The organism is Pseudomonas silensiensis (genome assembly GCF_050434865.1).
Taxonomy (GTDB): Bacteria; Pseudomonadota; Gammaproteobacteria; order Pseudomonadales; family Pseudomonadaceae; genus Aquipseudomonas; species Aquipseudomonas fluorescens_W.
In genome coordinates, this window is the sequence record NZ_JBNDJH010000020.1 from 1 (window position 1) to 12,689 (window position 12,689).

Annotated in this window: 13 protein-coding genes; 1 reads left to right on the plus strand and 12 read right to left on the minus strand. The window is 59.2% G+C overall.

Annotated elements, in window-relative coordinates; all coding sequences use genetic code 11:
• Positions 1-164 precede the first annotated feature (164 nt).
• From QF010_RS24255 to QF010_RS24290, 8 genes are all read right to left on the minus strand, one after another.
• Positions 165-1,163: an ADP-ribosylglycohydrolase family protein gene (locus QF010_RS24255; protein ID WP_429534100.1), complete on the minus strand. Its 999-nt coding sequence runs from the start codon at positions 1,161-1,163 to the stop codon at positions 165-167.
• Positions 1,160-1,873, minus strand: coding sequence for a GntR family transcriptional regulator (locus tag QF010_RS24260; protein WP_033056978.1), 714 nt, complete (start codon positions 1,871-1,873; stop codon positions 1,160-1,162). Before QF010_RS24260 ends, QF010_RS24255 begins: the two co-directional genes overlap by 4 nt.
• Positions 1,874-2,160: 287 nt before the next feature.
• On the minus strand, positions 2,161-3,129 hold the full coding sequence (gene araH / locus QF010_RS24265) for an L-arabinose ABC transporter permease AraH (protein ID WP_033056977.1): 969 nt from the start codon (positions 3,127-3,129) through the stop codon (positions 2,161-2,163).
• A 9-nt stretch (positions 3,130-3,138) separates the two neighbouring features.
• Positions 3,139-4,683 carry an L-arabinose ABC transporter ATP-binding protein AraG gene (gene araG, locus QF010_RS24270; protein WP_033056976.1) on the minus strand — a complete coding sequence of 515 codons (1,545 nt, stop codon included), beginning with the start codon at positions 4,681-4,683 and terminating at the stop codon, positions 3,139-3,141.
• A gap of 65 nt (positions 4,684-4,748) precedes the next feature.
• Positions 4,749-5,753 carry a substrate-binding domain-containing protein gene (locus QF010_RS24275; protein WP_429534101.1) on the minus strand — a complete coding sequence of 335 codons (1,005 nt, stop codon included), beginning with the start codon at positions 5,751-5,753 and terminating at the stop codon, positions 4,749-4,751.
• Positions 5,754-5,874: 121 nt separating this feature from the next.
• A complete protein-coding gene (locus QF010_RS24280) occupies positions 5,875-6,693 on the minus strand; it encodes an SDR family oxidoreductase (RefSeq protein WP_429534102.1) in 819 nt (272 codons plus the stop codon).
• Positions 6,694-6,891: 198 nt separating this feature from the next.
• The gene (locus QF010_RS24285; RefSeq protein ID WP_429534103.1) at positions 6,892-7,767 is read right to left on the minus strand and encodes an SMP-30/gluconolactonase/LRE family protein; all 876 of its coding nucleotides are present in this window, start codon (positions 7,765-7,767) and stop codon (positions 6,892-6,894) included.
• A 26-nt stretch (positions 7,768-7,793) separates the two neighbouring features.
• On the minus strand, positions 7,794-8,510 hold the full coding sequence (locus QF010_RS24290; protein ID WP_008152308.1) for a FadR/GntR family transcriptional regulator: 717 nt from the start codon (positions 8,508-8,510) through the stop codon (positions 7,794-7,796).
• 194 nt (positions 8,511-8,704) lie between these two features.
• Here QF010_RS24290 and QF010_RS24295 point away from each other — a divergent pair, with 194 nt between their 5' ends.
• Positions 8,705-9,577: an esterase/lipase family protein gene (locus tag QF010_RS24295; protein WP_429510801.1), complete on the plus strand. Its 873-nt coding sequence runs from the start codon at positions 8,705-8,707 to the stop codon at positions 9,575-9,577.
• A gap of 59 nt (positions 9,578-9,636) precedes the next feature.
• Here the strand turns inward: QF010_RS24295 and QF010_RS24300 are convergent, their stop codons facing one another.
• The 4 genes from QF010_RS24300 to QF010_RS24315 all read right to left on the minus strand — a co-directional run bounded on the left by QF010_RS24300 (position 9,637) and on the right by QF010_RS24315 (position 12,657).
• Positions 9,637-10,197 carry a DUF1285 domain-containing protein gene (locus tag QF010_RS24300; protein ID WP_046056103.1) on the minus strand — a complete coding sequence of 187 codons (561 nt, stop codon included), beginning with the start codon at positions 10,195-10,197 and terminating at the stop codon, positions 9,637-9,639.
• Positions 10,198-10,214: 17 nt separating this feature from the next.
• The gene (locus QF010_RS24305) at positions 10,215-10,823 is read right to left on the minus strand and encodes a DUF4823 domain-containing protein (RefSeq protein ID WP_033056964.1); all 609 of its coding nucleotides are present in this window, start codon (positions 10,821-10,823) and stop codon (positions 10,215-10,217) included.
• Between the two features lie 87 nt (positions 10,824-10,910).
• On the minus strand, positions 10,911-11,879 hold the full coding sequence (locus QF010_RS24310) for a GTP 3',8-cyclase MoaA (RefSeq protein WP_033056961.1): 969 nt from the start codon (positions 11,877-11,879) through the stop codon (positions 10,911-10,913).
• 139 nt (positions 11,880-12,018) lie between these two features.
• Entirely contained in the window at positions 12,019-12,657 is a 639-nt protein-coding gene (locus QF010_RS24315; RefSeq protein ID WP_008152317.1) for a TetR/AcrR family transcriptional regulator, read from the minus strand.
• Positions 12,658-12,689: the final 32 nt, after the last annotated feature.

A 12,689-nucleotide genomic window follows, 5' to 3' on the forward strand; every position in this document is an offset into this window, starting at 1 on the left:
TCTGTCGGGTGGCATTCGCCCTGATGAAAAATCAGAGCGAATACTTGTCAGCCTGAGAATTCAGGGTTGCGGGGCAACATAGAATCTCCCACAGGTACGGCGTGTACCGTGCGGCCTGCACTATCCCTGTAGGAGCGAGCCTGCTCGCGAAGAGGCCAGTCCAGTCAGCGCAAAGCCAGTAGACCCTGCACCAACGGTTCCAACTCCAGCGAGTTAACGGTTTTGACCTTGTCGATCATCGCCGCCGGCCAACTCTCAAGGCCCAGGCAGGCCCCGAGCATGGCGCCGAGAATCGCCGCGATGGTGTCGGTGTCGCCGCCAAGGCTGGCGGCCATGCACAGCGCTTCGAACGCGTTCATTTCACCGATAGCCACTTGCTGGGCCAGGGCAAACGAGACCACCACCGATTCCTGTGACGCCACCGAAGTGCCGATCACGTCGTACATCAAATCCGCCAGCAATGCCTTGTCGCTGTCGACACTGATGGTCCGCGCCCAGCTGATGCGCGAGGCGATGCGTCCGCCAGCCACCCAGTAACCGTGGCTTTCAGCTTGCTGAGCGATTTGCTGGCCGAGGTTCAACGCCTCGCCCAGGTCCATGCCGTTGATTCCGGCCGAAACCACCGCCGCCACCGCCGCCGCGCTGGAAATGCCCAGCGTGGTGTTGTGGGTGACTTGGCAAGCCTGCACGACAGCGTTGATGAAACGCTCAGGGTTGGCGACATCCGCCGCGATCCCCACCGGCGTGATGCGCATCGCCGCGCCATTGGTGGTGCCGTAGCGCCCCGCTTCTTCCGGCGAGTGGCCGGCGAGGATCATTTCGATGGCACGTTTGGTCGAAGGGCCGAGCAAGTCTTGCGACCCCTTGGCCTGCATGTCGGCTTCCCATTCGATCAACCGCTGGGCTAGCAGCGACGGTTCGATCCGGCCCTCGCCTTCAACCAGCAATTGGCCGACCAGAATCGCCTGTTCGGTGTCATCGGTGATCGAGCCTTTGAGCATGTTGGCGGCGATCGGTTGATCGGGACCTGCGTCTTCCAGATCAGTGATTTTGCCGAAGCGCACCTTGATCTCGGCGCGGCTCAGGGATTGGGTCGGCATGCCCAGCGCATCGCCCAGGGCCAGTCCGTAGAACGCGCCCAATGCACGATTGAGCGCGGTCACTTTGACTCTCCAAATTGCAGGTGCAGGCGAAAATGCACCGGGTCGAGCAGGCTTTCGACCTGTTCCATAAATCGGTTTTGCCGGTCGTAGGTGGTACGCAGGGCCTTGAGGAACACCGTGCCTTCCGGACGGCCGAGCAGTTTGGCGTCTTCGGCGTTCAAGGGTTCGGCGCCGATCCATTGATCGCCGCGCTCGCCGATATAGCCGTAGGCGGCCAGGGTAATGGTCAGGGAGTTGTCGATAAGGCCGACCCGCGGCAGGCTTTCCAGGCCTCCGGTGGCGGGCATCAATGAGCGTTCAAGGGAGACCAGCTTGCCTTCGTTGGAACGGCGGCGGCGGTCGAGGGTGATGAATTGGTCGGTGCCGAAACGCGGCAACAGGTCAGGACGGGTGACCGCCTCCAGCCGCAGCACTTCGGTATTGATCAGCGCCCCGCTGTCGGCCAGGGCCTGGGCCCAGCCGCTGCGTTGATCAAGCACCACGCCGTCGAAGGTGACGATGGAACCCACCCCGCTTTGCGTCGCGATGTAATTGCGCCGTTTCAATTCAGCCAGGGCTTCGCGCAGCGTGCCGCGGCTGACTTTGAATTCTTGAGCCAATTGATGCTCGCCCGGCAACAGAAAGCCGTCCTCCATGAGGCCGCTTTCGATGCGCCGGATGAGTTCGTCGACCACCCGTTGTTTCTTGTCAAATCGTACCTGTCTAATCATGTACAACGAAATACCTGAAACGGGGTTGGGCGGGCAAGGAATATTTCAGGGAAGTGACGGGAGGTGGGATGTTCGGAGGTGGGGTGTCAGGTGAATCCACCCCTCACCCCAACCCTCCCGAAACGTCGGACCGCCCCAGAGGGGAGAGGGGGAAAGGGAGCAGATCTTCAAGCCTTTCAAATCCTGAGTTCGACTTGCTATTTCAGGTCGCAGTAAATCCTCCAAACTCCTCGGTCAGCCCCTCTACCCCTTGGGGAGAGGGTTGGGGTGAGGGGTGGATCTTGATCTCAGCGCTGTTTCAGTCGGTCGATGACCACGGCCAACAGCAAAATCGAACCGCGAATCACGTACTGGTAGAAGGTATCGATATTCTTCAGGTTCATCGCATTCTCGATGATCGCCAGAATCAGCACCCCGGCAATCACATGCCGGATCATGCCGATCCCGCCGCTCAACGACACCCCGCCCAACACACAGGCAGAAATCACCGTCAACTCAAAACCCTGGCCAATCATCGGCTGGCCCGAAGTCATGCGCGAAGCCAGGATCACCCCGGCCAACGCCCCGATCAACCCGTGCACGGCAAAGATAATGATCTTGGTCCGGTCAACGTTTACCCCCGCCAGCAGCGCCGCTTCCTGGTTACCGCCGATGGCCATGGTGTTGCGCCCGTAGGTGGTGTAATTCAGCAGCCAGCCAAAAAACAGGAAGCAGACGATGGTGATCAGGATCGGCACCGGCACACCCAATAACTGGCCATTACCGAAGACAAAGAACTGCTCTTGCGACACGCCCACCGCTTTGCCGTTGGCGAAGATGTAAGCCAGGCCACGAACAATCTGCATGGTCGCCAGCGTGGTGATCAACGCATTGACCCGCAGCTTGGCGATCACGATGCCATTGATCAACCCGACGATCAGCCCCATGAACAGCGCCGCCACCACACCGAGAAACACGCTGTCGGTGTCGCGCATCACCACCGCTGCAACCACGCCGGCGCAGGCAATCACCGACCCCACCGACAAATCGAAGTGCCCGGACGCCAGGCAATACAACATGGTGCAAGCGGCAATCCCGGTCGTCGAAATCGCCAGGCCCAGGCCGCGCATGTTCAGCGGCGAGAGGAAGTTGTCGATCAGCAAGGTGCAGAGCACGAAGATCCCGACGGCCGCCAGCAGCATCACCCAGTCATCGAGAAAGCGCCGCAGGTCCAGAGGTTTGCGTTGGGTGGGCAAAGCATTGTTTTGAATTGTCATAGTCACCTCTCAGTTCGCCACGCCGTCAGCGCGTTGGCGCGGCAAAGCCAGTTGCAGCAGGTTGGATTCATTGGCCTCTGCGCGGGACAACTCGCCGCGCATCGCGCCTTCGCAGAGCACCAGGATGCGGTCGGAAATACCCATCACTTCCATCAGGTCGCTGGAGACCACGATCACCGCGATGCCGCTGGCGGCCAGGTTGTGGATGATCTGGTAGATCTCGGCTTTGGCGCCGATGTCGATGCCGCGAGTCGGCTCGTCGAGCAGCAGGACTTTCATCGGCATCGACAGCCAGCGGCCGAGAATGGCCTTCTGCTGATTGCCGCCGGACAGGTACATGATTTTCTGCGCCGCGTTGGGGGTCTTCACTTTCAGCGCCTTGATCTGCTTGTCGGCGTTGTCCTTCTCCCACAGGCCACGCAACAGGCAGCCGAAGGTGGAATGCGCGCCGCGGGCGCTGATGTTGATGTTCTCGGCGACGCTGGCAAGCGGCAGGATGCCCTCTTTCTTGCGGTCCTCGGGGCACAGCAGAATCCCGGCGGCAATCGCATCGCGGGGTGAACGCAACTTGAGTTCATGACCGCGCAACTCCAGGCGCCCGGCGGTGTTGCGCTCAAGGCCACTGAGCATGCGGAACAGCTCGGTGCGACCGGCACCGACCAAACCGAACAACCCAAGAATCTCGCCTTTGTGCACCTCGAAACTCACTGGCTCACGCAAACCCGGCCCCAGCAAACCGTCGACCTTGAGCGCCACCGCGCCACGCTGACGATGGCGGTAATCGTAGATGTCCTGAATGTCGCGACCGACCATGCAAGTCACCAACTGATCGTGAGTCAGTTCGCTCATGTCCTCGAAAGTACGCACAAAGCGACCGTCCTTGAACACCGTCACCGCGTTGCAGATGCGGAACACTTCTTCCATGCGGTGGGAGACGTAAAGCACCACTTTGCCTTCGTCCCGCAGGCGACCGATGATCGCCATCAAACGATCAATCTCCCGCGCCGACAGGCTGCTGGTCGGTTCGTCGAACGCGATCACATGCGCACCACGGGACAAGGCCTTGGCGATTTCCACCAGTTGCCGCTGGCCGAGGGACAAGCGCCCGACTTTCTCCTGCGGATCGATTTCATCGGCTAGGCCCTTGAGGCAGGCCAATGCCTGTTGCCGCAACGCGCCGCGATTGATCAGGCCGAAACTGGCCGGCAGATGCCCCAGGAACAGGTTCTCTGCCACGGTCATTTCCGGGACTAGGTGCAGCTCTTGATGGATCACGGCGACGCCACTGCCGATGCTGTCGGCGGTGGACTTGAAGACCATCGCTTGCTCGCCGATCTGCAGGTCGCCGCTGCTCGGGGTGTAAGCGCCGCCGAGGATTTTCAGCAGGGTCGATTTGCCGGCGCCGTTCTCGCCCATCAAGGCGTGAACCTGCCCCGGGTGGGCGACGAAGCTGATGCCATCCAGTGCCTTCACCCCGGGAAAGGTCTTGCCGATCCCGTTGAAGCGCAAGCTGCCGCCGGCATTGTGTTGTTGTGTTTTTGATTGCGCGTGCATAACCCACCTCTTCACACAGATCAGGCAGCCCCGTCGCCAGGGCCACCGATGAAATCAACCGTGCCTCAGTTCCAGAGGCCGATCTTTTCCAGTTCCTGCTTGAAGTTCTCGCGAGTGATCAGCGTCACGTCGTCCATCGCGGTGTACTTCGGCGGTTCTTTGCCGGTGGTGACCCACTCGTGCATCATGGCCGCGGTGTTGTAGCCCTCGATGTGTGGGCTCGGCAGCATCGAACCGAAGAAGCCGCTGTTGGCCTTCTTCAATTCGCCGATGGCGTCGGTGCCGTTGATGCCGATGCCGATCACATTGGCCGCGGCAAAACCGGCGCTCTCGGTGGCGCGCACGCCGCCCAGTACGGTGTTGTCGTTCATGCCGCCGATGATCAGGTTTTTCGCCGCGCTCGGCAGTTTCACCAGCGCCGAGTTGGTGGCGTCCATGCTGCCGGGTACGTCGAGGGTTTTCAGCGCCGAGAACAGAATGTGGTCTTTCGGCATGCCGGCGTCTTCCAGCGCTTTGACCGAACCGTCGGTGCGTTTCTTGCCGGTGTCGAGTTCGTTGAAGGTGTTGATCACCGCGTAGGTGTCTTTCCAGTCCCAGCCGCGTTTCTTCGCTTCGGTGGCCATGGCGCTGCCCTGCTTCTGGCCGACTTCGAACGCGGCCATGCCGAGGTACGGAACGTCTTCCATGAACTTGCCGCCGGCATCGACAAAGCGGTCATCGACAGCGATAACTTTCAAACCGTTGAGTTTGGCTTTGGCCATGATCGCCGGGCCGAGGGATACGTCTGGCGGGCAGATCACGAAGCCCTTGGCACCGTTGGCGGCGAGGCTGTCGATGGCCGAGAGGGTTTTCTCGCCGTCAGGCACGGCAATCTTGATGACGGTGAAGCCCTTCTCTTTCCCGGCCTTTTCGGCAAATGCCCATTCGGTCTGGAACCAGGGCTCTTCAGCCTGCTTGACCAGAAAGCCGATCTTCACTTCCTCGGCCGCCAGCAACGAACTGCTCAGGCTGACCGCGGTGACCGCCAAAGCGGCACAGCACAGGGAACGGATCCCACGACGACGATTCATAAGCTGACTCCTTGTTATTTTTTTGAGCGTTATTTGAAAGCCAATCAAACTGTGCAGCTAATAGTCATATCGTATGATGATTGAATTTCAGACGTAGTTCCGCGCCTGAAACCCGATTGACTCAGTCGTGATACATGACCGAGCGACCACCATCGATGGTGATGCACGAGGCATTGATGAACGGCGCTTCATCGCTGGCCAGGAAAACAGCGGTCATCGCCACTTCAATCGGCTGACCGATGCGACGTGGCGGATGCAGATCGAAAGCGCGCTGACGCTCGGCATACGGATCGGCAAAACCGTTCCAGTAATCGACGTTCAGTTGGGTTTCGATGTAACCCGGCGCGATGGCGTTGACGCGAATGCCCTTCGGCGCGTATTCGATGCCCAGGGCGCGGGTCAGGCCGAGCAAACCGTGCTTGGCCACCGGGTACGGGAAGCAACCGGGAATGATGTGAGTTGAATGGGTCGAGGCGATGTTGATGATGCTGCCGATGCCCTGCTCGATCATTTGCGGCAGCACCGCTTTGCAGCCATACCAGGCGCCGTCCAGATCGATGGCGAAGCAGCGGCGCCAGTCTTCCTCGGTCATTTCCAGTGGATCGCGGAACACATTGACCCCGGCGCAATTGACCAGCACATCGATGCGACCGTGCAGCTCGATCGCCAGTCTGGCCATGACGTGCAGGTCTTGCTGGTTGGAAACGTCTGTCTTGATTGCCTGAACGTCGAAGCCTTTGTCGCGCCAGTGAGCTGCGACTTTTTCGACTTTCTCTCCCTGGATATCGCTGATGATCAGCTTCGCCTGCTGGGAAGCAAAGGTCGCGACAATCGCCTCGCCAATACCCTGAGCGGCGCCGGTCAGCAGCACGACCTTGTTTTTCAGGCGCTCACCCTTCGGCGGTTCGGGCACCGGTGGCAAGGATAGAGGTTCAGCCATGGATCAAAACTCCTTTTTGAAGGCACGACAAAAACCGGGCATCTGTCGATGTCCGGTCAAAAGGCTTTTTGGAAAATCGCTGCATCACTTCACCTGTTTTGTTTTTTTAAGTGTGAGTGCGTGTAACTGATGGAGCCGACTATAAACCCGACCGCCAAATAATCTCAATATATAATTTTACATCCCATATTTTGGGATTTATCCCGCAAACCGAGTACAGGCCTTTCCGGGCACATCGACTTGAATCGACAACAACGCGCCGTCCAACGGATGGTTGAGCGGGCTCGCGGCGCTGGTGATGTACAGGGTTTTCAGGTCTTCCCCCCCGAATACGCAGCTGGTGGGGCGGCTGATGGGCAGCTCGATCACGCGATCAACCTGTCCGTCCGGGGTCAACCTGAACAGACAGCGGCCATCCCAGCGGGCGTTCCAGAGGTAACCTTCGGCATCCATCGCCGAGCCATCCGGCACGCCGCGTTCATGCGGTCCGAACCAGACCCGGGCCGGGTCGAGGTTGCCGTCGGTGCGGATGAAATACTGGTAGAGCGTGTTGTCGAGGCTGTCGGCGAAATACACGGTGGTCGCGTCGTCGCTCCACAGCAAGGTGTTCGGGATGCCCAATCCTAGAAGCAACGGCGTGACCCGAGCATCGCGATCGATGCGAAACAGGCCACCGGAACGCCGCACGATGGGCACGTCTTCTCCCTGCTCGCCGATGTTGTTCTGCATGGTGCCGAGCCAGAGCCGGCCCTGAGCATCGCAGCGGGCTTCATTGGCGCGATTGCCGGGTTGTGGATCGGCGACGCAGAGCAAAGTCAGGCGCGGTTCCAGGCCGGGGGAATCGAGATCGAGTCGATACACGCCGCTGTTCAACGTCACCAGCGCATCGCCGCTTTCGCAGGGGATGAAGGCAGACACATGCTCGGGCATCTGCCAGATCTGCACGTTGGCACCCATCAGCCGCAGCGCCTGCTGACCAGCGATATCAACCCAGTACAGCGCCTGGGTCGGCGCATCCCAGAAGGGGCCTTCACCCAGTCGTGCCCGGTGTTCGGTAACCGCAGTCCACGTCATGAAACCTCCTGCTTTCTTATTTGTTGTCAGCTGGCCTTCTTGTCGGCCATGACTTGCGGGTAGAAACGCTTGATGGCCAGGTCGGCGTTATCGATCAGGGTCATGCAGGCCCAGACACCCCGCGCGGCATCCCGGGCGGCGATGGCCTCGGCCATGTCTTTGTGTATCGGTAGCGTGCGGCGCAGTTCGTCCGGGTCGGCGGCGGACACTTCAAAAGACACCGCCAGCAGCGCGCCGAGGGCGGGGACCATTTGTTCGATGAATTGATTGTGACTGGCCGCGAGGATGCACTCGTGGAAGAACTGGTCGGCGCGGTTGTAATCAATGCCGCTGTCCACTGCCCGCTCCAATGCGTTGTAAGCCTGAAGGATGGCGTGAACCTGTTCGACGGTAGCGCGCTCACAAGCCCAGCGCACGGCCATGGGTTCGATGGTGCGGCGCAGGTCGAGCAAGTCGTCGACGAAGTTTTCCGGCAAGCCGCTGCGTGACAGCCAGCCTACGACTTGCGGATCGAAGAGGTTCCAGCGACGCACCGGCAACACTCGCGTGCCAACCTTCGGCCCGACTTCGAGCATGCCCTTGGCGACCAGGGTTTTGATGGCCTCGCGGATAACGGTGCGGCTGACACCGAGTTGCTCGCCCAGGTCGGCTTCGACCTTGAGCGTCTCGCCCGGTTTGACCTGCCCCGTGGCGATCCAGCAACCCAGCCAATCGACCGTCGACGCATGAAAACTGCTGGACATGGACACCTCGATTCAGGGACGGCCCAAAGCCGTTCGCGATGGATGCTTACGCTAATCATCATACTATTGGGTGTCAATTTGATTTTTCTGTCTGACGGCGTTCAGGCGAGCGATTTGAACGAACCTACGTTGTGACCTACGGTTAGCCGCGACAGATCAAGCGTAACTAAAGTCCGCTATCGACAGGTATAAGCATGAACATGGATGCGTCTACGCAATACCCGATTGTTTTGGTCCACGGCCTGTTTGGCTTCGATAAAATTGCCGGTTATCCCTACTTCTTCGAGATCAAGGAAGCGCTGGAACACGCTGGGGCCAAGGTGTTCGCCGTTAATATTCCATCTGTTAACGGAAACGAGGAGCGCGGTAAAAAACTGCTCGAACACGTCAATCGCATACTGCTGGAAACGGGAGCGGCCAAGGTCAACCTGATCGGCCACAGCCAAGGTCCATTGGCTGCACGCTACGTAGCGGCGCTACACCCGGAAAAGGTCGCGTCAGTCACTTCCGTCAGCTGCCCCAATCATGGCTCCGAGATTGCCGACCAATTGCATAAGGCGCTGACGCCTGGGGAGTTGCCCGAAGCGCTCGTACTGGTTCTGTTCAAAGCAGTCGGCACCTTGATTTCGTTGATCAGCGACCATCCGGAAAACCCTCAGGACGCTCAAGCGGCTTTCGAATCCCTGACCAGCGCAGGATTGGCCGCTTTCAATCTCAAGTACCCGCAAGGGCTACCGCAACATTGGGGCGGGGAAGGCAACGAAATTGAAAACGGCGTGTACTACTACTCCTGGAGCGGGATCCTGCAAAACTTTCAAAGTCTGCAACCGCTCGATCCGTCCCACTTGAGTTGTATCGTGCTGTCGAAGTTTTTTTATAAAGAGAAACACGCCAACGATGGGCTGGTCGGACAGTACAGCTCGCACCTGGGCAAAGTCATTCGTTCGGATTACCCGATGGACCATTTCGACGCAGTCAATCAAATGGCCGGGATCACGAGCTGGAACGTCAGCCCGGTCCACCTCTATCTTGAACATGCTGCCCGGCTCAAGGACAAAGGTTTGTAGGCAAAAAAATGGCCCGCTTGAATAGCGGGCCATTTTTCAGAACACAGCAACCTGGCGATTTACGGCTCAAGCCCGATGGGGAAGAACTCGCCAGCGCTCCACACGCCTAACCAGCGCTGCCCGTCGATCTCGCGGGTGACGGCCAGCTCCACCAGTTGGTAGAACACGTTGCGATGGATCAGGGCTTCAAGGTTGGTGCGCACATGCACGTAGGGCGCCGGCTCCTGCGTGACCGGGTCGATCACCACGCGCATGGGGTGTTCGGGGCCGGCCTCGGCGGTCTCGTCAACATTGGTGGTGAAGCGCAAGACCTGGGTTTCACCCTCGCCTTCAACCTCCACGGCAATCGCCACGAAGGGCGCGTCGTCGACCTTGATGCCAACCTTCTCGACCGGGGTGATGAGGAAGTAATCATCACCATCGCGACGAATGATGGTGGAGAACAGCTTGACCATCGGCTTGCGTCCGATCGGCGTGCCCAGGTAATACCAGGTGCCGTCACGGGCGATCCGCATGTCGATGTCGCCGCAGAAGTCGGGGTTCCACAGGTGAACCGGCGGCAAGCCTTTGGTTTTGGGGATTTGCCCCAACAGATCGTTGGCTTTTTGCGGGCCACTCATGGCGTTCTCCTTTTGAATTACTGGTCGCTGAGCCCCAGCAGGCTGCGCGCGTATTGTTCCAGCGGCGGGCCCATCAGGTCTTCTGGCTTTTTGTCGTGGAACGTCAGTAAACCGCCACGACCCTTGATGCGTGCAGTATCAATCAAATACTGGGTGCTGGTCTCGATCAACATGATTTGAATGACACCACCGTCGATACCGAGGCGATCCAGGGCTTCCTGATCGAGCCACTCGTCCGAGTTGCCGATACGGTCATCAGACTTGGCGAACCGGGTATAGAGCAGGTAATGGGCACCGGCGGCACGGGCTTCGCCCATGGCTTGATCAAGACCTTCCGGGGCACGGGCGCGGCGGACCATGGGGAAGTATTCGACAAAGCCATCGAAGGCGACTTCAGCAATCACGTTAGGTCGTGGGTAGACAGTACTGCCTGGCGGCACAAAAGCGCCCTGGGCGATATAGACGAATGAGTCCGGTTGAATGCGCAGGTTATTCACACGGCGGCTGTCGCTATGGTCGAGCAACCCCGCGTCGCTCATGTGGTAGCGAGTCCCTTCAGCCAGATCGCTGACATTCATGCAGCCACCAAGCGCCAAAACGGCCAGCAGCAAAACCAGGCTACGCATCCTACCCTCCAGAGGCCGGTGACGGAAAACCGGCGAATGGCCATGGGATGCAGCTTCCGCGCCAGCTCGGCGTGGCAGGATCGGAGTTTAGCCGCCGATGATTTTCATCACGGTAGCGCCACCGGAAAATGCCACTTCCTGCTTATCCCCCAAGGCTTTCACCAAGAGTCTTTGCAAGGCGGGCAACGCTTGATGACGGGGCTTGTCCAGCAGGTCGCCGACATAGTGGCGGTTGCTCGACGACAAACAGCCGTGCAGCCAGCCCGTGGAGGACAGACGCAGCCGCGAACAGGTGCGGCAGAAAGGAACGCTTTCGTTGGCGATAACGCCGAAGTAGCCCTGCCCCGGAATCTGGTAACGCACGGCGGTGGCGTCTACCGGCGCATCGGCCTGCAGGTATTCGTAGCGCTCGCCGATCAGGCTGAGCAACTGCTGGAGGCTGACAAACTGTTGCAGGAAAGCATTGGAGTCGCTGGCCAGGTGACCCATGCGCATCAACTCAATGAAGCGAAGCTCATAGCCGCGCTCCAGACAGTAATCGAGTAGCGGCATCACTTGATCGAGGTTCTGCCCACGCAGCGGCACCATATTGACCTTGATCTTCAGGCCGGCGGCGCTGGCCTGATCCATACCGTCGAGCACTGTTGCCAGATCGCCGCCACGGGCAATGCTGCGAAAGGCGCTGGCATCCAGGGTATCGAGGGAAACGTTGATGCGACGAATGCCGGCATCCACCAGCAGCGGCAGTTTCTTCGCCAGCAGCTGACCGTTGGTGGTCAGGCTGATGTCCGCCAGGCCCATCTGCCCGACGGCAGTCATGAAGGTTTCGAGTTTGGGGCTGACCAGCGGCTCGCCGCCGGTGATGCGCAAACGCTCGATGCCGGCGGCCTCGATCAGATAGGCCACGCCACGCGCCATGGCCTCGGCCGACAATTCATCCTGCGCAGCGACCAACCGCTTGCCGTTGGGCACGCAGTAGGTACAAGCGTAATTGCAGGCTGAAGTCAGACTGATTCGCAAATTGCGAAAACGCCTGCCTTGACGGTCAACGATCATGGACTACTCCGGCGGAAGAATATTCGGACCGCTAAAACTTGACTCACAAATCAAGTTTTAGCAAGTCCTATGCCTGAGTATATTCCTGCGGTACTGCACCACGTAGCGAAATCATGGCGCAATAAGGCAACTGAATGGTTCAGCTGCTCGGGGTGTCGGTATCGCGCTTGCGCTTGTTGCCCATGCGCACGCCGATGTCCATCAGGAACTGGAAGAAACCTTCCTGATCTTCCAGCACATTGCTCCAGAATGGCGAGTGGTACAGCGCCACGGCACCGTGCACCAGCGCCCAGGATGCGCAGTAATGGAAATAAGGCGGTACGTCTTCAAGTTTGCCTTCGCTGATCCGGCCCTTGATCAGCAGGGTCAGGCGTTCGAAGTTCGAGGCGCGAATCTTGTGCAGTTCCTCGACCATCTCCGGCACCTGATTGCCCTTGACCACCTTCTCTTCCAGGCGATCGAACAAGCGATAGCGTTGAGGGTCGCGCATGCGGAATTCGAAGTAGGCCCGGGACAGGGCTTCCTTGTCCTTGTCGACATCGGCCGAATGCAACAGCTCGTTCAAATCACGCTCGTAATCGAGCATCAGGCGCAGATAGATCTCGGCCTTGGATTTGAAGTGCTTGTAGATCGTGCCTTTGCCGATACCGACGGCATCAGCAATCATCTCGACGGTGACACTGTCTTCACCTTGATCGAGGAACAGCTTGAGCGCGGTATCGAGAATTTCTTGCTCGCGGCGACGAAACTCACGGACCTTACGAGGTTCTTTATGCATAAGAAAAGGTCTGTAGGGGTCAAAATTCGAAG

Bases quoted from the DNA above. Each gene is read 5' to 3' on its own strand.
- araG (WP_033056976.1), bottom strand. From the start codon at position 4,683: ATGCACGCGCAATCAAAAACACAACAACACAATGCCGGCGGCAGCTTG.
- QF010_RS24300 (WP_046056103.1), bottom strand. From the start codon at position 10,197: ATGAGTGGCCCGCAAAAAGCCAACGATCTGTTGGGGCAAATCCCCAAA.
- QF010_RS24260 (WP_033056978.1), bottom strand. From the start codon at position 1,873: ATGATTAGACAGGTACGATTTGACAAGAAACAACGGGTGGTCGACGAA.
- QF010_RS24290 (WP_008152308.1), bottom strand. From the start codon at position 8,510: ATGTCCAGCAGTTTTCATGCGTCGACGGTCGATTGGCTGGGTTGCTGG.
- QF010_RS24305 (WP_033056964.1), bottom strand. From the start codon at position 10,823: ATGCGTAGCCTGGTTTTGCTGCTGGCCGTTTTGGCGCTTGGTGGCTGC.
- QF010_RS24315 (WP_008152317.1), bottom strand. From the start codon at position 12,657: ATGCATAAAGAACCTCGTAAGGTCCGTGAGTTTCGTCGCCGCGAGCAA.
- QF010_RS24285 (WP_429534103.1), bottom strand. From the start codon at position 7,767: ATGACGTGGACTGCGGTTACCGAACACCGGGCACGACTGGGTGAAGGC.
- QF010_RS24310 (WP_033056961.1), bottom strand. From the start codon at position 11,879: ATGATCGTTGACCGTCAAGGCAGGCGTTTTCGCAATTTGCGAATCAGT.
- QF010_RS24275 (WP_429534101.1), bottom strand. From the start codon at position 5,753: ATGAATCGTCGTCGTGGGATCCGTTCCCTGTGCTGTGCCGCTTTGGCG.
- araH (WP_033056977.1), bottom strand. From the start codon at position 3,129: ATGACAATTCAAAACAATGCTTTGCCCACCCAACGCAAACCTCTGGAC.
- QF010_RS24280 (WP_429534102.1), bottom strand. From the start codon at position 6,693: ATGGCTGAACCTCTATCCTTGCCACCGGTGCCCGAACCGCCGAAGGGT.
- QF010_RS24295 (WP_429510801.1), top strand. From the start codon at position 8,705: ATGAACATGGATGCGTCTACGCAATACCCGATTGTTTTGGTCCACGGC.